The following is a 20601-nucleotide window of genomic DNA, read 5'->3' on the forward strand; positions in this document are numbered from 1 at the left end:
CAAAAGAGCATGACGCCTGAAATTCAGCCTTCCTCGTCCACATCCGCGATATAACCGCCGGTCTGCCTCTTCCAGAGCCGGGCATAGAGCCCATCGCGCAAAAGAAGCTCGTCCGGCGTTCCTTCCTCCACGATCCGGCCTTTGTCGATCACCACGATCCGGTCCATCTTAGCGATAGTCGACAGCCGGTGCGCGATGGCGATCACCGTCTTGCCCTCCATCAGCACGGCGAGCTTGTCCTGGATCGCCGCCTCGGATTCGCTGTCGAGCGCGGAGGTCGCCTCGTCGAGCACCAGGATCGGCGCGTCCTTCAAAAGCACCCTCGCGATCGCCACTCGCTGCCGCTGGCCGCCGGAGAGTTTGATGCCTCGGTCGCCGACGAAGGCGTCATATCCGCGCCTGCCTTCACCGTCGGCCAGTTCGGCGATGAAGCCGTCCGCTTGGGCAGCCCTGGCTGCCTCCTCGATTTCCTCCTGGGAAGCCGACGGCCGTCCATAGCGGATATTGTCGCCCACCGAGCGATGCAGCAGCGCGACATCCTGGGAAATCACGCCGATATTATCCCTGAGGCTTGCCTGCGTCACCGACCGGATATCCCTGCCGTCGACCAGGATCGTGCCGCCCTTCAAGTCGTAGAACCGCAGGAGCAGGCTCACCAGCGTCGTCTTGCCCGCCCCGGAAACCCCGACAAGCCCCACCTTTTCACCCGGCCGGATGATCAGGTTCAGATCGTCGATAACCGTTCCGGTCGGCCGGTAAGCGAAGCTGACGTTCTCGAAACGGATTTCGCCCCGCTCCACGACGAGCGTCGCGGCATCCGGCGCATCGGTGATGGTCGGCGGCGTGGTCATCACCGGCATGGCGTCGCGGATGGTGCCGACCGCCTGAAAAATCTGCTGGCCCATCTGGAGAAAGGTGAAGGTATGGCCGGACAGCCGCTGGAGGATATAGACTGCCCCGACAAACTCCCCGACCGTGATGAAGCCGTCGACGAGGCCCGAGAAACCGATCGAAAGCATCGCCAGCCAGAGAGCCATGTTGAGCGCCACGACGATCAGTTCCGACGTACGATAGACGCGCTGCTCCCTGTGCTGTGTCTGCACCGCCTTCTGTATGATGCGGCGGATGACACCCGCCTCGCTGTCTTCGGCCGCGAACTGCTTGATCATCTGCATGTTGGTATAGAGATCGGTGATGGCGCCGGCCACCAGGCTGCGCTGCTTGGCGGTGCGGCGCGAGCGTTCAACGAAGATCGGCGCCATCTTGACGGCGAGCGCCACATTGAGCGCGATCCAGACGACGACCGGCAGGGCAAGTTGCCAGGACAGCGCGCTGAGCAGGATCACGGAGCCGACCATCTGCAGCAGGAAACGCGGGATCGTCTGGAAAGCAGCAATGATCTGCTGCTGGACGGCAGACGCTACCTGCGACAGGCGCGAGGCCACCTGGCCGGCGAAGAGATCATGGAAAAATCCGAGATCCTGCCGCTCCACCGCTTTGTGCCCCTGCCACTGGATGGCGGCCGGCATGGCGACCCCGAGCGTGTGCGAATTAAGAGTATTCAGGAGGAAAGAGGCGATCGGCATGGCCGGAAAGATCAGAAGCCCGAGAAAAGTCAGAAGCGGCCATTCACTGTTCAGGAAGTTAGAAGCTCCGTGTTGTGTCACGCCATCGACGATAACCGAAAGTCCCCAGACAATGGTCAGATTGATGGCCTCGATCGCCATGGAGGAAAGCGCGAGCGCGATCAGAACCCCGCGGAACATCGAGATGAAATGCAGAAGGACCGCCACCGGCCCGCTCGAAGGCAGCGGCCGGTAAGGAATATCGAGGGGCCGGATCAGCGTCTCGAAAGGGCGATAGACGAATTCGGAAAGCGACATGGCAGCTCGTCACAGCAATGGAGGGTGGCACCATTCCGCTCGTGCGTATGGCCGGGTAACCGAAAAATTGAGTCTATCGGAAAAGTGTACCGCCAATTGCGGTGTGACGCCAAGCGGAGCTTGCCCGTGGCGAAGCATGGCCAAAGGGCGCCGCCGGGCTCATCCGGCGCCGGCTGCAAACACGGGGCCCGGCCCGTGCTGATGGCGGATCAGCCGCGCCGCGCGGCCTCGATCGCCGCGACGTCGATCTTCCTCATGGTCATCATCGCATCGAAAGCGCGCTTTGCCTGATCGCCGCCTGCCGCGACCGCCTCGGTCAGGACGCGTGGCGTGATCTGCCAGGAGACGCCCCACTTGTCCTTGCACCAGCCGCATTCGCTTTCCTGGCCGCCATTGCCGACAATGGCGTTCCAGTAGCGATCGGTTTCCTCCTGGTCGTCGGTTGCGATCTGAAAGGAGAAGGCTTCGTTGTGTTTGAACATGGGGCCGCCGTTAAGGCCGATACAGGGGATGCCCGCCACCGTGAATTCAACGACCAGCACGTCTCCCTGCTTCCCGTCCGGATAGTTTCCAGGCGCGCGGATGAGGGCACCCACCGCGCTGTCGGGAAAGGTCTCGGCATAGAAGCGGGCGGCCTCCTCTGCGTCCTTGTCGTACCATAGGCAGATAGTGTTCTTTGCCATTGCATCGTCCTCTCATCCTTCGTTTTTCAGGCTCATGTGTTGTCCTGATACTACTATGACGAACGTGCCCTGGGTGATCCGACATCGCACCGAAAATAAATTGGAAGCATCCGCGTGCCGGCAAGCATCTCAACAGCAAAACCTGGTTGTGACAGTTCCCACCCTACTTCCTTGCAAAATCTTCCAGCCCATGATAATGACTGTCCAGTCAGTCATAATTGGAAGAGACGATGACGAAGGAAAGGACCAGACGCAAGCTGGAGCCGGAGCAGCGCCGGGCGGAAATCCTGCAGGCGGCATTCGCCTGTTTTTCCGAGCGCGGCTTCGCCGCCACCCGCATGGAGGATGTCGCCGCCCGCGCCGGCATCGCCAAGGGCACGGTCTACCTGCACTTCCCGGACAAGGAGGCCCTGTTCACCGCGCTCGTCTCCGGGGTCGCCTCGCCCATCCTCGGCGAAGTCGAGGCCATGCTTGCCACGCAGGATGTCTCACCCCGTTTCGTCGTCTCCATGTTCTACGCCCTTTTCGAGCGGGAAGTGCTCAATACCGACCGCCGCCATCTGCTGCGGCTGGTGATCGCCGAGGGCCCCATGTTCCCGCGGGTAACGGAATTCTACCATCGCGAGATCATCTCCAAGGGCCTTTCCATCCTGCGGCCGGTGCTGAAGCGGGCCGCCGAGAACGGCGAGCTGCGCAACCCTGCGCTTGCCGAAACCCCGCAGGTGGTGATGGCGCCGGCGCTGCTCGCCGTCATCTGGTCGACACTTTTCGAGCGCTATGAACCGCTCGATGCGCGAAAGCTGCTGGATGCCTTTCTCGACACCCTGTTCCTGCCGGAAGGAGGAACCTCGCCATGAAACGCATCGTGTTCATCGTCCTCATTGCCGTCGCGGCCCTTGCCGCCCTCCCCTTCTTCCTGCGGGATGAGGCCCCGCGTCCCTATCAGGGCTGGGTGGAGGCGGACACGCTCTTCATCGGGGCCGAAAGCGTCGGACGGCTCGCCGCCGTCGATGTCGAGGAAGGCGGAACGGTCGCCGCCGACGCCTCTCTTTTCCGGCTCGATACCGAAAACGAGGAGGCCGCCGTTTCCGCCGCGCGTGCCGCGCTCGCCCGATCCCAGGCCGAACTCGATCTCGCCGAAGCCGCCCAGAAGCGGCCGGAGGAGATCGACGTGCTGCGCGCCTCGGAGCGTGAAGCGGTCGCCCAGCTCGAACTCTCGAAGCAGGAGCTGGCGCGCACCCGCTCGCTCGTCGCCAAGGGCACCGCCACCCAGGCTAGCCTCGACGTGGCGGTCGCCACCGAAGCGGCGAACCGCGCCTCGCTCGACAGCGCCCGCAGCCAGATCACGCTCGCCACGCTCCCCGCCCGCGAACAGGCCGTGCGCCAGGCGCGCGAGAACGTCGAGGCCGCGAAGGCCGAGCTTGCCTCCGCTGAGGCTGCACTTGCCAAGCGCGCCGTCTCCGCCCCTGCCGCCGGCAGCATCGAAAGGCTCTATTATCGCCTGGGCGAGGTCGTGCCCGCCGGCAGGCCTATCGTCGCCCTGCTGCCGCCGGAAAACGTCCGCATCCGCTTCTTCGTGCCGGAGACCGAGATAGCGAGGCTTTCGCTCAGTGAACCGATCCGCGTCACCTGCGATGCCTGCGAGCCGTCGGACGCCCGTATCAGCTTCATCGCGACGGAAGCGGAATTCACCCCGCCGGTCATCTACAGCATGGAGGAGCGCTCCAAGCTCGTCTATCGCGTCGAGGCGATCCCCGCTCAACCGGCGAAGCTGCGCCCCGGCCAGCCGGTCGATGTGGTTCCCGGAGCCGGATCATGATCGCCGAGAACGCGCCCGAGGTCGTCATCGACGTCCATCACCTGACCAAGAGCTTCGGCGGTCGCAAAGTGGTCGATGACGTTTCCATGTCGGTCAGGAAGGGCCGCATTCATGGCTTTCTCGGACCCAACGGCTCCGGCAAGACGACCACGATCCGCATGCTCTGCGGGCTCTTGACGCCGGATAGCGGCACCGGCACCTGCCTCGGCTTCGATATCCTCACCGAAAGCGATCGCATCCGCCGCCGCGTCGGCTACATGACCCAGAAATTCTCGCTCTATCAGGACCTCTCGATCCGCGAGAACCTGGAATTCGTGGCCCGCGTCTACGGCCTGCCCGATCCGCGCGAAAAGGCGGGCGCGGCAATCGAGCGCCTGGGTCTCAAGGGGCGCGAGAAGCAGCTTGCGGGCGAGCTTTCCGGCGGTTGGAAACAGCGCCTCGCGCTCGGCGCCTGCATCCTGCCGGAACCTGCGCTTCTCCTGTTGGACGAACCGACCGCCGGCGTCGATCCCAAGGCCCGGCGTGACTTCTGGAACGAGATCCATGCACTTGCTGCCGAAGGCCTCTCGGTGCTGGTCTCCACCCATTACATGGACGAGGCGGAGCGCTGCCACGAGATCGCCTATATCGCCTATGGCAAGCTTCTGGCCGAGGGCACGGTGGACGAAGTGATTGAAGGCACCGGCCTCGTCACCTTCACCGTCTCCGGTCCGGATGTGCACCGCCTCCAGTCCGAACTCGACGGCGTGCCGGGCATAGACATGATCGCCCCCTTCGGCACCAGCCTGCATGTCGCGGGCCGCGATGCGGAAGAGCTGGAAAAGGCGATCGCCCCATGGCGCGACCGGCCGGGCCTCAAGTGGGAAAAGGGAGAGGCGACGCTCGAGGATGCCTTCATCGACCTGATGCGTCGCTCGGAGGACAATTTCCGATGAGTGCGAACGGCCCGAACAACAGCAATAGTAACGGCAACGGAGGCTTCTTCGGCCGCTTCTGGGCGATGACGGTCAAGGAATTCATCCAGATGACCCGCGACCGCATCACGCTCGCGACCATGATCATGATCCCGATCATGCAGCTTCTGCTGTTCGGCTTCGCGATCAACACGACACCGCACAACCTGCCGACCGCCGTGCTGATGCGCGAGAATACGGATATCGGCCGCTCCATTCTCGCAGCGCTTAAAAACACCGATTTCTTCGAGGTCCGCTCGGTCGTCACCCGCGCCGAGGACATGGACCGGCTGCTCGAATCCGGCGAGGCGCTCTTCGTCGTGGAAATTCCCGAAGGCTTCGAACGCAGTCTGAGGCGCGGCGATACCCCTGCCCTGCTGATCGCCGCCGATGCCACGGACCCGGTTGCGGCAAGCTCGGCGCTCGGCGCGCTTTCCGGCATCGTCACATCCGCGCTCGCCGGCGATCGGCAGGTGGAGTTCGCCGAACCGGCAAAACCGGCCTTCGAGGTCATCCAGCACCGGCGCTACAACCCGGCCGGCTCCTCAACGCTCAACATCGTGCCCGGCCTGCTCGGCACCATCCTGACGATGACGCTCTTGATCTTCACCGCCCTTTCGGTGACGCGCGAGACGGAACGCGGCACCATGGAAAACCTGCTTTCCATGCCCATCAAACCGCTGGAGATCATGCTCGGCAAGATCACGCCCTACGTTTTGATCGGGCTCATCCAGGCGCTCATCATCATCGCCGCCGGCATCCTGGTGTTTCAGGTGCCGATCATCGGCCATCCGGCCGCGCTCGCCGCCATCACGGCTCTCTTCGTCATCACCAACCTGTCGATCGGCTACACCTTCTCCACCATGGCCACGAACCAGTTGCAGGCCATGCAGATGGCGATGATGTTCTTCCTGCCGAACATCCTGCTCTCCGGCTTCATGTTTCCTTTCGCCGGCATGCCGCGCTGGGCGCAGTGGATCGGCGAGGCGCTCCCCCTCACCCATTATCTCCGCGTCGTGCGCGCCGTCATGCTGAAGGGCGCGGAAATCGGCACGCTCGCCTATGATACGGCAGCACTCGCCGGTCTCACCCTCATCGCCATGCTGATCGCGGTGCGCCGCTTCCGCCGCACGCTGGATTGAGCCCCACCTTGCTTTCTCTGCGTGCATTGCAGAAAATCCCAACCGGAATCCTCTTGACCCTTGATCTGCGCCGGCCGACAGGGAACGTCGAAATCAAGGCTGGAAACATCAAGGCCAGAAAGATCAGGAATGTCGAAAGGCTCCGCAACCGAACTGAAGCACGGGCAGGATAGCGCCACCCCGGCCGATCCTGTTTTCGGCTATGCGGCCCTGCCGGGCGTCCCCGACGAGATGCAGGACGCCGACGGCAATATCCGGCCCGTCTGGCGAAACCTCATCTCGGCGCTTGGCCGCATGCCCGAAAGCGAGCTGCAGGAGCGCTTTGCCCGCGCCGACCGTTATCTTCGCGATGCCGGCGTCTTCTACCGCACCTACGGCACCGAAAGCGGCAGCGAGCGGGAATGGCCGATCTCCCACATTCCGGTGCTGATCGACGGCCGTGAATGGGAAGCGGTCTCGAAAGGCCTCATCCAGCGCGCGAACCTCCTCGAAGCCATCATGGGCGATCTCTACGGTGAGAACCTCCTGGTGCGGGAAGGTTTCCTGCCCCCGGCGCTGGTGGCGGGCAATCCGGAATTCCTGCGCCCGCTGGTGGGCGTCAAGCCGGCCGATGGCCACTACCTGCACTTCTGCTCCTTCGAGATCGGACGAGGGCCGGACGGCAACTGGTGGGTCCTGGCGGATCGCACGCAGGCGCCCTCCGGCGCGGGTTTCGCGCTGGAGAACCGCGTCGCCACCACTCGCGCCCTTTCCGATATCTACGCCGAAACCCATGTGCATCGGCTCGCCTCCTTCTTCGGCGCCTTCCGCGATGCGTTGCAGGCGAAGAAGAAATATCCGGACGACCGCATCGCGGTCCTCACCCCCGGCCCCGCCAACGAAACCTATTTCGAGCACGCCTATATCGCCCGCTATCTCGGTTTCATGCTGCTGGAGGGGGAGGATCTGACCGTCGTCAACGACCGGGTGATGGTGCGCACCGTCGCAGGCCTCAAGCCCATCAGCGTACTCTGGCGCCGCCTCGACGCCTCCTTCGCCGATCCGCTCGAACTCGACCAGAACTCCCATATCGGCACGCCCGGCATGGTGCAGGCGCTGCGCTCCGGCTCGGTGACGCTCGTCAACGCGCTGGGTTCCGGCATCCTCGAAACCCGCGCTCTGCTCGCCTTCACGCCGGCCATCTGCCGCCGGCTCATTGGCGAAGACCTCCTGATGTCCTCGATTGCCACCTGGTGGTGCGGGCAGAAGGCTGAGCGGGATCATGTGGCGGAAAACATCGACCGGATGGTCATCGGCCCCGCCTATTCACGGCTGCCCTTCTTCGATGACGACGGCCAGTCGGTCGCCGGCTCCGGGCTGCGCGAAACGGCAAAGGGCTCGATCGCGGATTGGCTCGCCTCCGACGGCGCAAGGCTCGTCGGCCAGGAAGCCGTGACCCTTTCCACCACGCCGGCCTACGTCAACGGCAGGCTGATCCCGCGGCCGATGTCGCTGCGCGTCTTCGCGGCCCGCACCGAGCACGGCTGGCAGATCATGCCGGGCGGCTTTGCCCGCATCGGCTCCGGCGACGACGTGGCGGCGATCGCCATGCAGGCAGGCGGCACGGCAGCCGACGTCTGGATCGTTTCCGACAAGCCGGTCGCCAGACCGACGTTGCTGCCGCCGGAGGAAAGCTTCAACCGCAACATGCCGGGCAGCCTGCCGAGCCGGGCCGCCGACAACCTCTACTGGCTCGGCCGCTATATCGAGCGGGCGGAAGGGGCGCTGCGCATCCTGCGCGCCTGGCACCTGCGCTATGCGGAATCGGCAGATCCGAGCCAGCCGCTGCTGGCCGATGTCGCCCGCTATCTCGAAAAGACTGGCATCGACATGCAAAGAGCGGTGCCTGCGCCGCTGCTGCGCAATATCGATAGCGCCATCGGCTCGGCCAGCAATATCCGCGACCGCTTCTCGCCGGATGGCTGGCTGGCGCTGACCGATCTCGCCAAAACCGCCCGCCGCTTCCACGAAACCGTGCAGTCGGGTGATGACGCCGCCCATGCCATGACCGTCCTCTTGCGCAAGCTGGCGGGTTTTGCCGGCCTCGTGCACGAGAACATGTATCGCTTCACCGGCTGGCGCTTCCTGTCGATCGGCCGGCATCTCGAACGCGGCCTGCATATGACCCGTCTGCTCGGCCACATGTTCGGGAAGGATGCTCCGGATGGCTCGCTCGACATGCTGATCGAGATCGGCGACAGCGTCATGACCCACCGCCGGCGCTATAACGTCAACACCGCCCGGCTGACGGTGGCCGATCTCCTGGCGCTCGATCCCTTGAATCCGCGTTCGATCCTCTTCCAGTTGAATGAGATCCGCGCGGACGTCGAGCAATTGCCGAACGCGCTCGTCAACGGCCAGATGTCGCCCTTCTATCGCGAGGCTATGCGGCTGCATTCCACTTTGGCTGTCATGACGCCGGAAGCCATGTCGGAGGAGATATTCCGCAAATTTGAGCTCGAACTGGAAAGCCTGTCCGATCTCCTAGGACGGACTTACTTCCACTAATGCTGTACGATCTGACGCTTCATATGGGCTATGCCTACGATGTTCCAGCATCCGGAGCCCGGCATGTCATCCGCGTCATGCCGCTTTCGCTGCCGGACCGGCAGCGGCTGGTCGCCGGCTCGCTCTCCATCTCCCCTGCGGCCGACGAGAGAACCGCCTTCCTCGATTTCTTCGGCCAGCAGGCGACCTCCATTCTGGTGCGTGCGCCGCATGACCGGCTGGATATCCGCATGCAGGCCCGTGTCATGGTCGAAAACCAGCCGATCACCGCCGACCTTTCACCGGAGCTTGCAAGGCTGCCCGAGGAGCTTGCGGCGGTCTGGTCGATCGATGCCGCCTCCCCGCACCATCTCGCGGCTGCGAGCCCGCGCCTTCCTCAGGAGGCCGAAATCGCCGCCTATGCCCGCGAGCTGGTGGAGCCCGGCCGGACGGTGCGGGAAATCGCGCTCTCGCTCTGCGCCCGCATCCACCGGGATTTCACCTACGATCCGGAAGCGACCACGGTCGATACGACGCCGGGCGAGGCCTTCCGGTTGAAACGCGGCGTCTGCCAGGATTTCGCCCATGTGATGATCGTGGCGCTGAGAAGCCTTGGCATTCCAGCCGGTTATGTCAGCGGTTTCCTGCGCACCATCCCGCCACCCGGCAAGGAGCGGCTGGAAGGGGCGGATGCCATGCATGCCTGGGTGCGTGTCTGGTGCGGCGGCGTCATGGGCTATGTCGAGCTGGACCCCACCAACGACATGCCGGCGGGCAGCGACCACATCGTCGTCGGCTATGGACGCGATTATTCCGACATCGCCCCCGTCATCGGCGTTCTCAAGGGTTACGGCAACCAGAAAAGCATCCAGGCGGTCGATGTTGTCCCGGTGAACCAATAAATCCCCCTAAAAATTACAGGGATAACGCGCAATAGACCGATTTTGGCACTGATTCAGCCGATCGTTAAAATGCCGCCTGTTTCCTTAAGCCTCGATACACCCGCTTGCCCTAATGGCTCCCATAGGCATTGGGGTTGTCCTTCACGAATGGGACTGGGGTTATGAGAAACTGCTTTTCGATCGCGCGGTTCGCGAAGGACCGCGGCGGCAATTTCGGCATGATGACTGCAATATTGCTCCCGGTATCGCTGGGAGTGGGTGGCGTGGCGATGGATCTCGTCCGCGCCTCAGAACTGCGCACGCAAATGCAGGCGGCAGCCGATGCAGCGGCTCTGTCCGCCGCCTCCGCCATGGCCTACAAGGAGGCTTCCGAAGCGGAAGCCGTAAGGGTGGGGCAGGATACCAACTCGAGCTCGCTGGCCCATTCTCAGGCCGCTCCCGACGATACCGCGGACCGGCTCAAGCAAATGCAGGAGGAGATCGGCAAGGATACGGACGTGCGGGTCACCAAGACCAATACGCCATCCGGCGAGATCTATGGCGTCACCATCACGTCCAGTTTCGACATGGGCCTCAATCCGCTCACGACGCTGCTCGGCAAATCCACCATGACGGTTGCCGTCACCAGCTCGGCGGTGAGCACCGCGGTCACCGAAAGCCCGGTCTCGATGTATCTCGCTCTTGACCGCTCGGGCTCCATGTCCTTCAAGACGGACACTCGGCATCCGACGAAATCAAGCTGCGACAACTATACGAGCAAGTCCTGGCCGAATACCACGGGATCGAAAAACCCCTGCTACCTCCGCAAGATCGAAGCGCTCCAGACCGCCGCAGACGCGCTCTTCGCGGGCATGGAAACAGCCGACCCGAAAGGTAACCTCGTGCGGATCGGAGCGGTCTCCTACACGCACCAGACCCAATCCGCCCAGAAGATCGAATGGGGCGTGACCAAGGCCAAAGCCTATGTGGACGCCCTGCCCTACAAGCCGGAAGGCGGCACCGATGCAAGCGGCGCGATGCAGGCAGCCTACGATGCGCTGAAGACGCAAAACAAGACCGAAGCGGATGCCCACAAGTCCAAGGAGCACGAGGCCTTTACGCGCTACATTCTCCTGATGACCGACGGCGAAATGACGGGCAACAGCTCGACGTGGAATTCCGCCCTCGACAAGAAGACACGCGACCTTTGCACGACCGCCAAGAAGGACGGCATCATCATCTTCTCCGTCGCCTTCATGGCTCCGGAGAAAGGCCAGAAGCTTCTCAGCGATTGCGCCAGCGGAGCGGAGAACTACTACCAGCCGGACAATATGGAACAGCTCGTCAAGGATTTCGGCGAGATCGCCGCCAAGGCCAACAAGACGGTGCCGCGCCTCACCAACTGATCGGCTTGGTTATCGGAATGCTCACGCTCCCGCCGTTCCTCGGCGGGAGCTTTTCGTTTGTCCGAACGGATACACCGAGCGGATACTTCGGAAGGATGCTCCGGCGTAATTCGCCGTTATCAAATCCTGTGTTGCCAGCGCCTCGCAACGGTGCATAAACTGTCGGTCCACATGGTCGAACCTCATGGAATTCCTCCAGACCCGTCCACACCCGTTGCTCCCAAAAACGCTGGCGATCTAATGAATCCAAACACTTCCCCGGTCGATCTACCCCAGCCCGCTCCCCGCAGCTCCCGCCCCGAGATCATGGCGGAAGAGATCATCGAGCGCCTCACCTACCGCATCGGCAAGGATGCCAAGGTCGCCAAGCCGCATGACTGGCTGATCGCCACCATTCTCGTGGTGCGGGACCGCATCATCGACAAGTGGATGGAAAGCACCCGCAAGGCCTATCATACCGGCGCCAAGCGCGTTTACTACCTGTCGCTGGAATTCCTGATCGGCCGCCTGATGCGCGACGCCGTCACCAATATGGGGCTGATGGAGGAGATCCGCGACGCGCTCTCCTCGCTCGGCGTCGATCTGGAGATTATCGCCGGGCTGGAGCCGGATGCCGCACTCGGCAATGGCGGCCTCGGCCGGCTGGCCGCTTGTTTCATGGAGAGCATGGCGACCGTCGATATCCCCGCCTATGGCTACGGCATCCGCTATGTCCACGGCCTCTTCCGCCAGCAGATGGCGGACGGCTGGCAGGTGGAGCTGCCGGAGACCTGGCTCGCCCACGGCAACCCTTGGGAATTCGAGCGCCGGGAAAGCTCCTACGAGATCGGCTTCGGCGGCTCGGTGGAATCGATCGGCAGTTACGACGACCCGCCCCGCTATGTCTGGAAGCCGGCCGAGCGCGTCATCGCGACCGCCTATGACACGCCGATCGTCGGCTGGCGGGGAAAGCGCGTCAATACGCTGCGCCTCTGGTCGGCCCAGCCGATCGACCCGATCCTGCTCGACGCCTTCAACGCCGGCGACCATATCGGCGCGCTACGCGAGAGCAACAAGGCCGAGAGCCTGACCCGCGTGCTCTATCCGGCGGACGCCAACCCGGCCGGCCAGGAACTGCGCCTGCGCCAGGAATATTTCTTCTCCTCCGCTTCGCTCCAGGACATCCTGCGCCGCCATCTGCAGCAATATCCTGATTTCACGAACCTGCACGAGAAGGTGTCTATCCAGCTCAACGACACCCATCCGGCCGTTTCCATAGCCGAGCTGATGCGCCTTCTCTGCGACGTCCACGGCATGGATTTCGACCACGCCTGGGAGATCACCAGGCAAACCTTCTCCTATACCAACCATACGCTTTTGCCGGAGGCGCTCGAAAGCTGGCCGGTGCCGCTCTTCGAACGCCTTCTGCCGCGCCACATGCAGCTCGTCTATGCCATAAACGCTCAGATCCTGATCGAGGCGCGCAAGGAAACGCGCTTCTCCGACACCCAGATCCGCGCCATATCCCTGATTGATGAGGGCGGCGAGCGGCGCGTCCGCATGGGCAATCTCGCCTTCGTCGGCTCGCATTCCATCAACGGCGTCTCCGCGCTCCACACCGATCTCATGAAGGAGACGGTGTTTTCCGATCTCCACACGCTCTATCCCACCCGCATCAACAACAAGACCAACGGGATCACTCCGCGCCGCTGGCTGATGCAGTGCAATCCCGGCCTCACCGAACTGATCAGGGAGGTGATCGGCGATGCCTTCATGGACGATACCGATGCCCTGCAGGCGCTCGATGCCCATGCGACCGATAAAGCCTTCCAGGAGAGGTTCGCCGCCGTCAAGCGCGTCAACAAGGAGCAGCTCGCCCATCTCGTCGGCAGCCGCATGGGTGTGCGCCTCGATCCCTCGGCGCTTTTCGATATCCAGATCAAGCGCATCCACGAATACAAGCGCCAGCTCCTGAACATCATCGAGGCCGTGGCGCTCTACGACCAGATCCGCTCGCGGCCCGAACTCGACTGGGTTCCGCGCGTGAAATTCTTCGCCGGCAAGGCGGCGCCGAGCTATCACAATGCCAAGCTCATCATAAAGCTCGCCAACGATGTCGCCCGCGTCATCAACAACGACCCGGCCGTGCGCGGCCTGCTGAAAGTGGTCTTCGTCCCGAACTACAACGTCTCGCTCGCCGAGATCATGGTGCCGGCGGCCGATCTTTCGGAACAGATATCCACCGCCGGCATGGAAGCCTCCGGCACCGGCAACATGAAGTTCGCGCTGAACGGCGCGCTCACCATCGGCACGCTCGACGGCGCCAATGTGGAGATGCGTGACCATGTGGGCGCCGAGAACATCGTGATCTTCGGCATGACGGCGGAAGAGGTGGCGAAGGTCCGGGCCGACGGTCACAATCCTCGCCCGATCATCGAGGGCTCGCGCGAGCTTTCGCAGGCGCTTTCGGCGATCGCCTCGGGCGTCTTCTCTCCCGATGATCGCTCCCGCTTTTCCGAGCTCATCGACGGCATCTATAATCACGACTGGTTCATGGTGGCCGCCGATTTCGATTCCTATGCCCAGGCGCAGCGCGACGTCGACCGCATATGGAGCGACCCGAAGTCCTGGTACTCGAAGACCATTAGGAACACGGCGCGCATGGGATGGTTCTCCTCCGACCGGACGATCCGCCAATACGCATCCGAAATCTGGAGAGCCTGATGAAGAAATCGCCGCGAGAAGTCGATGACGGGAGAGCCCCAGGCGAAATTCCGTTGTCGGAGATCGAGGCGATTCTGGAGGGCAGGCATACCAATCCCTTCGCCGTCCTCGGCCTCCACAAGCTGAAGGATGGTTTTCGCGCCCGCTGCTTCATTCCAGGCGCCGAGGAGGTCACGGCACTCACGCTTGAGGGCGTCGAAATCGGCGAGCTGAAGCGCCGGCACGAAGACGGCTATTTCGAAGGGCCGGTCGACGCCTCCAGCCTGCGGCCGCTGCGTTACCGCGCCCGCCGCGGCGATGTGGAATGGGCGGTCACCGATCCCTACAGCTTCGGCCCGGTGCTCGGACCGATGGACGATTATTTCGTCCGGGAAGGTTCGCACCTGCGCCTCTTCGACAAGATGGGCGCCCATCCGATGAAGCACGAAGGCGTGGAGGGCTTCCACTTTGCCGTCTGGGCGCCGAATGCCAAGCGCGTCTCGGTCGTCGGGGATTTCAACAACTGGGACGGCCGCCGCCATGTCATGCGGCTGCGCGTCGATACCGGCATCTGGGAAATCTTCGCGCCGGATGTCTCCGCCGGCTCCGCCTACAAGTTCGAGGTCGTCGGCAAGAACGGCAAGCTTCTGCCGCTGAAGGCAGACCCCTATGCCCGCCGCGCCGAGCTGAGGCCGGACACCGCCTCGGTTACCGCGCCTGAGCTCGCGCAGAAATGGGATGATGAGGCCCACCAGGAGTTCTGGTCGAAGGCCGATCACCGCCGCCAGCCGATCAGCATCTACGAAGTGCATGCCGGCTCCTGGCGCAAGCGCCAGGACGGCTCCTTCCTCTCATGGGACGAACTCGCCTCCGAACTCATCCCCTACTGCGTCGACATGGGCTTCACCCATATCGAATTCCTGCCAATTACCGAGCATCCCTTCGATCCTTCCTGGGGTTACCAGACGACTGGGCTCTTCGCGCCCACCGCCCGTTTCGGCGAGCCGGAAGGCTTTGCCCGTTTCGTCAACGGCTGTCACAAGGTCGGCATCGGCGTCATCCTCGATTGGGTGCCGGCCCACTTCCCCACCGACGAACACGGCCTGCGCTGGTTCGACGGTACGGCCCTTTACGAGCACGACGATCCGCGAAAGGGGTTCCATCCCGACTGGAACACGGCGATCTACAATTTCGGCCGCATCGAGGTTCTCTCCTATCTGGTCAACAACGCCCTTTACTGGGCGGAGAAATTCCATCTCGATGGGCTGCGCGTCGATGCCGTCGCCTCCATGCTCTACCTCGACTATTCGCGGAAGGAAGGCGAATGGGTGCCGAACGAATATGGCGGGCGCGAAAATCTGGAGGCGGTGCGCTTCCTCCAGAAGATGAATTCTCTCTCCTACGGCGCCCATCCCGGCGTGATGACGATCGCCGAGGAGAGCACCTCCTGGCCCAAGGTTTCCCATCCCGTCCACGAAGGGGGGCTCGGCTTCGGCTTCAAGTGGAACATGGGCTTCATGCACGATACGCTGAGCTATCTGAAGCGCGAGGCCGTGCACCGGAAGTTCCACCACAACGAAATCACCTTCGGCCTGCTCTATGCATGGTCGGAGAATTTCGTGCTGCCGCTGTCCCATGACGAGGTCGTGCACGGCAAGGGCTCGCTGATCGCCAAGATGGCCGGCGACGACTGGCAGAAATTCGCCAATCTGCGCGCCTACTACGCCTTCATGTGGGGCTATCCCGGCAAGAAGCTCCTGTTCATGGGGCAGGAATTCGCCCAATGGGCCGAGTGGAGCGAGGAGCGCCCGCTCGACTGGAACCTCCTGGCCTATCATCCGCATGAGGGCATGCGCCGCCTCGTGCGCGACTTGAACTTCTGCTACCGCTCCAAGCCCGCCCTGCACGCCCGCGACTGCGAGCCGGACGGTTTTCGCTGGCTGATCGCCAACGACCAGGAAAACTCCGTCTTTGCCTGGATACGCATGGCGCCGGATGCAAAACCGGTCGTGGTCATCACCAATTTCACGCCGGTCTACCGGGAGAATTACCGCATCCCCTTGCCAAGCGCCGGAAGGTGGCGGGAAATTCTCAACACGGATGCGGAAATCTACGCCGGCAGGGGCAAGGGCAACGGCGGCAAGGTGCAGGCGGTCGATGCGGGAGGAGAGATTTCGGCCGAGATAACATTGCCGCCGCTGGCGACGATCATGCTGGAACCGGAACAAGCCTGAGACAAACGGGAGGGGAACTGATGAACGACAGAAGAATCCAGCCCTTGGCGCGCGATGCCATGGCCTATGTACTGGCCGGCGGCCGCGGCAGCCGCCTCAAGGAACTGACGGACCGCCGCGCCAAACCGGCGGTCTATTTCGGCGGCAAAGCACGCATCATCGACTTCGCGCTGTCCAACGCGCTGAATTCCGGCATCCGCCGCATTGGGGTGGCCACCCAGTACAAGGCTCATTCGCTGATCCGCCACCTGCAGCGCGGCTGGAACTTCTTCCGCCCCGAGCGCAACGAAAGCTTCGACATCCTGCCCGCCAGCCAGCGCGTTTCCGAAACCCAGTGGTATGAGGGCACCGCCGACGCGGTCTACCAGAACATCGACATCATCGAGCCCTACGGCCCGGAATACATGGTGATCCTGGCCGGCGACCACGTCTACAAGATGGATTACGAATACATGCTGCAGCAGCATGTGGATTCGGGCGCGGACGTCACCGTCGGATGCCTCGAAGTGCCGCGCATGGAGGCGGTGGGCTTCGGCGTCATGCACGTCAACGAGAAGGACGAGATCATCGATTTCGTGGAAAAGCCCGCCGATCCGCCGGGCATTCCCGGCACCCCCAATCTGGCGCTCGCCTCAATGGGCATCTACGTCTTCCACACCAAGTTCCTGATCGAGTGCCTGCGCCGCGATGCGGCCGACCCCTCGTCCAGCAGGGATTTCGGCAAGGATATCATTCCGTGGATCGTCAAGAACGGCAAGGCGGTCGCCCACCGCTTCGCCAAGTCCTGCGTCCGCTCCGATTTCGAGCGGGAGCCCTATTGGCGCGACGTCGGCACGATCGACGCCTACTGGCAGGCCAATATCGACCTGACCGCGATCGTTCCCGACCTCGACATCTACGACAAGTCCTGGCCGATCTGGACCTATTCGGAAATCACCCCGCCCGCCAAGTTCGTCCATGACGACGAGGACCGGCGCGGTTCCGCCATTTCCTCCGTGGTGGCGGGCGATTGCATCATCTCCGGTTCCACGCTCTATCGCAGCCTGCTCTTCACCGGGGTCCGGGCAAATTCCTATTCGCGGCTCGAAGGCGCCGTCATCCTGCCCGAGGTTCACATCGGCCGGCACGCCCAGCTTCGCAATGTCGTCATAGATCACGGTGTAACCATACCGGAAGGGCTGATCGTCGGAGAGGACCCGGAACTCGATGCCAAGCGCTTCCGCCGCAGCGAAAACGGTATTTGCCTGATCACGCAGCCCATGATCGATAAACTGGATATTTGATGCAGGTTCTTTCAGTCGCGTCCGAAATCTACCCCCTCATAAAGACCGGAGGTCTTGCCGATGTCGCGGGCGCGCTGCCGCTGGCTCTCAAGCCCCATGGGGCGGCGACGAAAACCCTGCTGCCGGGCTACCCCGCCGTCATGTCGAAGATCAAGGATGGCGTGGTCCGCCTGAGCTTCGCGGACCTCTTCGGCAGCCGCGCCGACGTACTTGAAGTCCGCCATGAGGGCCTCGACCTCTTGGTTCTCGACGCGCCCGTCCATTTCGACCGGCCAGGCGGGCCCTATGTGGATTCGAGCGGCAAGGATTATCCGGACAACTGGCGCAGGTTCGCCGCCCTTTCGCTTGCGGCGGCCGAAATCGCCGCCGGGAACATGGAGGGCTGGCGGCCCGATCTCGTGCACCTGCACGATTGGCAGACCGGACTGGTGCCAGCCTATATGCGCTATTCCGGAGCGCCGGAACCGCCGAGCCTCCTCACCATCCACAACATCGCCTTCCAGGGGCGTTTCGAGGCCGATGTCTTCCCCTATCTCGGCCTGCCCCCGCAAGCCTTCGATCTCGACGGCATCGAGTATTTCGGCGGCATCGGCTTTCTCAAGGCGGGGCTCCAGATGAGCTCGGCCATCAATACCGTGAGCCCCTCCTATGCCGAGGAAATCCTCACACCGGAATACGGCATGGGGCTGGAGGGCCTGCTGCAGTTCCGCTCGGCCGATCTCACCGGCATAGTCAACGGCATCGATGCCGCGCTCTGGAATCCCGAAACCGACCCTAAGCTGAAGCGCAACTATGCGGCCGCGACGCTGAAGCATCGCGGCGAGAACCGCAAGGCGGTGCTGGACCGCTTCGGCCTTGCCGAAGATGGAGGCCCCCTCTTCTGCGTGATCTCCCGCCTCACCTGGCAGAAGGGCATGGACCTGCTGGCCGAGGTGCTGGACGAACTCGTGGCCCTCGGCGCAAGGCTGGCCGTACTCGGCTCCGGCGATCGCGAGCTGGAGGAGGCCTTCCATGCCGCCGCCGTCCGTCACCCCGGCCGAATCGGCATCGTGACGGGCTATGACGAGCCGCTCTCGCATCTCATGCAGGCGGGCTCCGACGCGATCCTCATTCCCTCCCGCTTCGAGCCCTGCGGGCTTACCCAACTCTACGGCCTGCGCTACGGCTGCGTGCCGGTGGTCGCACGAACGGGTGGCCTTAATGATACCGTAATCGACGCCAATCCAGCGGCCCTCGCCGCACGCACGGCAACCGGCGTCTCCTTCGGCCCGGTCACAGCCGACAGCTTGCTGCGGGCGCTGCGCCGCACGGTTCGCCTCCACAACGATCCGAAGGCGTGGACGCAGATGCAGAAGCAGGGCATGAAATCCGATGTCTCCTGGGAAGGGAGCGCCGGACTCTACGCCGATCTCTATTCCAGCATTCTTTCGAAAAAAGGCGCATGACCATGATTAAGACCGTCGCAACCGCTCCTTATCAGGATCAGAAGCCGGGCACTTCGGGGCTCCGCAAGAAGGTCCCGGTCTTCGCTCAGGAGAACTATGCCGAGAACTTCATCCAGTCGATCTTCGACAGTCTCGAGGGTTTTCAGGGCAAGACGCTGGTGATCGGCGGCGACGGCCGCTACTACAACCGCGAGGTCATTCAGAAAGCGATCAAGATGGCCGCGGCCGCCGGCTTCGGCAAGGTCATGGTCGGCCAGGGCGGCATCCTTTCCACGCCCGCCGCCTCCAACGTCATCCGCAAATACGGCGCCTTCGGCGGCATCGTGCTTTCCGCCAGCCACAACCCCGGCGGGCCGACCGAAGACTTCGGCATTAAATACAATATCGGCAATGGCGGCCCGGCGCCGGAAAAGATCACCGATGCCATCTTCGCCCGCTCCAAGGTGATCGATGAATATAAGATCGCCGATGTCGCTGACATCGATCTCGACAAGATCGGCAGCTTCGATCTCGCCGGCATGAAGGTAGAGGTGATCGATCCGGTCGCCGACTATGCCGAACTGATGGAAAAGCTCTTCGACTTTTCGGCCATCCGCGCGCTGATCGCCGGCGGCTTCCGCGTCGCGATCGACTCGATGGGCGCCGTCACCGGCCCCTATGCCAATGAGATTTTCGAAAAGCGGCTCGGCGCGCCTGAAGGCTCTGTGCGCAATTCCACCCCGCTGCCGGATTTCGGCGGCCACCACCCGGACCCGAACCTCGTACATGCGAAAGAGCTCTATGACGACGTCATGAGCCCGCAAGGCCCGGATTTCGGCGCGGCCTCCGATGGCGACGGCGACCGCAACATGGTGGTCGGCAAGGACATGTTCGTCACCCCCTCCGACAGCCTCGCGATCATCGCCGCCAACGCGACCGTGGCACCCGGTTACGCCAAGGGCATTTCCGGCATCGCCCGTTCCATGCCGACGAGTGCGGCCGCCGACCGGGTGGCCGAAAAGCTTGGGCTCGGCATGTACGAGACGCCCACCGGCTGGAAATTCTTCGGCAACCTGCTCGATGCCGGCAAGGTGACGGTCTGCGGCGAGGAAAGCTTCGGCACCGGTTCCGACCACGTGCGCGAGAAAGATGGCCTCTGGGCGGTTCTCTTCTGGCTCAATATCGTCGCGGCTCGCAAAAAGAGCGTGGCCGAGATCGTCACGCAACACTGGGCGGAATACGGCCGCAACTATTATTCCCGCCACGACTACGAGGAAGTGGACACGGACGCCGCGAACGGCCTCGTGACAGCGCTGCGCGAAAAGCTCCCGTCGCTTCCGGGTCAGAGCTTCGGCAGCCTCAAGGTGACCGCCGCCGACGATTTTGCCTATCACGACCCGGTTGACGGCTCGGTTTCGAAGAACCAGGGCATCCGCGTGCTCTTCGAGGGCGGCTCGCGCGTCGTCTTCCGCCTCTCCGGCACTGGCACCTCCGGCGCGACGCTGCGCGTCTATGTGGAACGCTACGAGGCCGATCCGGCCAAGCACGGCATCGATACCCAGGAAGCGCTCTCCGATCTCATCACCGTCGCCGACGAGATCGCCGATATCCGCAAGCGCACCGGCCGCGACAAGCCCAGCGTGATTACGTGAAACCCTCTCAACATTTGCCCCTCACCCTAACCC

14 protein-coding genes are annotated in these 20601 nt (G+C 63.1%); 12 read left to right on the forward strand and 2 right to left on the reverse strand.

The features are described 5' to 3' along the window. Positions 1-23: 23 nt before the first annotated feature. Positions 24-1883, reverse strand: a complete 1860-nt coding sequence (locus ACE04I_RS19680; RefSeq protein ID WP_046794675.1) for an ABC transporter ATP-binding protein — start codon at positions 1881-1883, stop codon at positions 24-26. 209 nt (positions 1884-2092) lie between these two features. Continuing rightward, entirely contained in the window at positions 2093-2566 is a 474-nt protein-coding gene (locus tag ACE04I_RS19685) for a VOC family protein (RefSeq protein ID WP_046794676.1), read from the reverse strand. 230 nt (positions 2567-2796) lie between these two features. Here ACE04I_RS19685 and ACE04I_RS19690 point away from each other — a divergent pair, with 230 nt between their 5' ends. From ACE04I_RS19690 to ACE04I_RS19745, 12 genes are all read left to right on the forward strand, one after another. After that, entirely contained in the window at positions 2797-3423 is a 627-nt protein-coding gene (locus ACE04I_RS19690; protein ID WP_046794677.1) for a TetR/AcrR family transcriptional regulator, read from the forward strand. Then, a complete protein-coding gene (locus ACE04I_RS19695; protein ID WP_046794678.1) occupies positions 3420-4385 on the forward strand; it encodes an HlyD family secretion protein in 966 nt (321 codons plus the stop codon). Before ACE04I_RS19690 ends, ACE04I_RS19695 begins: the two co-directional genes overlap by 4 nt. After that, complete coding sequence (locus ACE04I_RS19700; protein ID WP_046794679.1) at positions 4382-5320, forward strand: ABC transporter ATP-binding protein; 939 nt, start codon at positions 4382-4384, stop codon at positions 5318-5320. The genes ACE04I_RS19695 and ACE04I_RS19700 overlap by 4 nt, the downstream gene beginning before the upstream one ends. Continuing rightward, positions 5317-6480, forward strand: coding sequence for an ABC transporter permease (locus ACE04I_RS19705; protein ID WP_046794680.1), 1164 nt, complete (start codon positions 5317-5319; stop codon positions 6478-6480). The genes ACE04I_RS19700 and ACE04I_RS19705 overlap by 4 nt, the downstream gene beginning before the upstream one ends. Positions 6481-6609: 129 nt before the next feature. After that, positions 6610-9027, forward strand: coding sequence for a circularly permuted type 2 ATP-grasp protein (locus ACE04I_RS19710; RefSeq protein WP_046794681.1), 2418 nt, complete (start codon positions 6610-6612; stop codon positions 9025-9027). Then, entirely contained in the window at positions 9027-9908 is an 882-nt protein-coding gene (locus ACE04I_RS19715) for a transglutaminase family protein (protein WP_046794682.1), read from the forward strand. Before ACE04I_RS19710 ends, ACE04I_RS19715 begins: the two co-directional genes overlap by 1 nt. Positions 9909-10069: 161 nt before the next feature. Next, positions 10070-11293, forward strand: coding sequence for a vWA domain-containing protein (locus ACE04I_RS19720; RefSeq protein ID WP_046794683.1), 1224 nt, complete (start codon positions 10070-10072; stop codon positions 11291-11293). Between the two features lie 240 nt (positions 11294-11533). Beyond that, positions 11534-13996, forward strand: a complete 2463-nt coding sequence (locus tag ACE04I_RS19725) for a glycogen/starch/alpha-glucan phosphorylase (protein ID WP_046794684.1) — start codon at positions 11534-11536, stop codon at positions 13994-13996. Further along, the gene (gene glgB / locus ACE04I_RS19730) at positions 13996-16209 is read left to right on the forward strand and encodes a 1,4-alpha-glucan branching protein GlgB (RefSeq protein WP_046794685.1); all 2214 of its coding nucleotides are present in this window, start codon (positions 13996-13998) and stop codon (positions 16207-16209) included. The genes ACE04I_RS19725 and glgB overlap by 1 nt, the downstream gene beginning before the upstream one ends. Positions 16210-16229: 20 nt before the next feature. After that, positions 16230-17492, forward strand: coding sequence for a glucose-1-phosphate adenylyltransferase (gene glgC, locus ACE04I_RS19735; protein WP_046794686.1), 1263 nt, complete (start codon positions 16230-16232; stop codon positions 17490-17492). Continuing rightward, positions 17492-18937 (forward strand): glycogen synthase GlgA, encoded by a 1446-nt coding sequence (gene glgA, locus ACE04I_RS19740; RefSeq protein ID WP_046794687.1) that lies wholly within the window; start codon positions 17492-17494, stop codon positions 18935-18937. The genes glgC and glgA overlap by 1 nt, the downstream gene beginning before the upstream one ends. Before the next feature lie 2 nt (positions 18938-18939). After that, complete coding sequence (locus ACE04I_RS19745; RefSeq protein WP_487207544.1) at positions 18940-20568, forward strand: alpha-D-glucose phosphate-specific phosphoglucomutase; 1629 nt, start codon at positions 18940-18942, stop codon at positions 20566-20568. Positions 20569-20601 lie beyond the last annotated feature (33 nt).

The organism is Rhizobium moroccans (assembly GCF_057559155.1).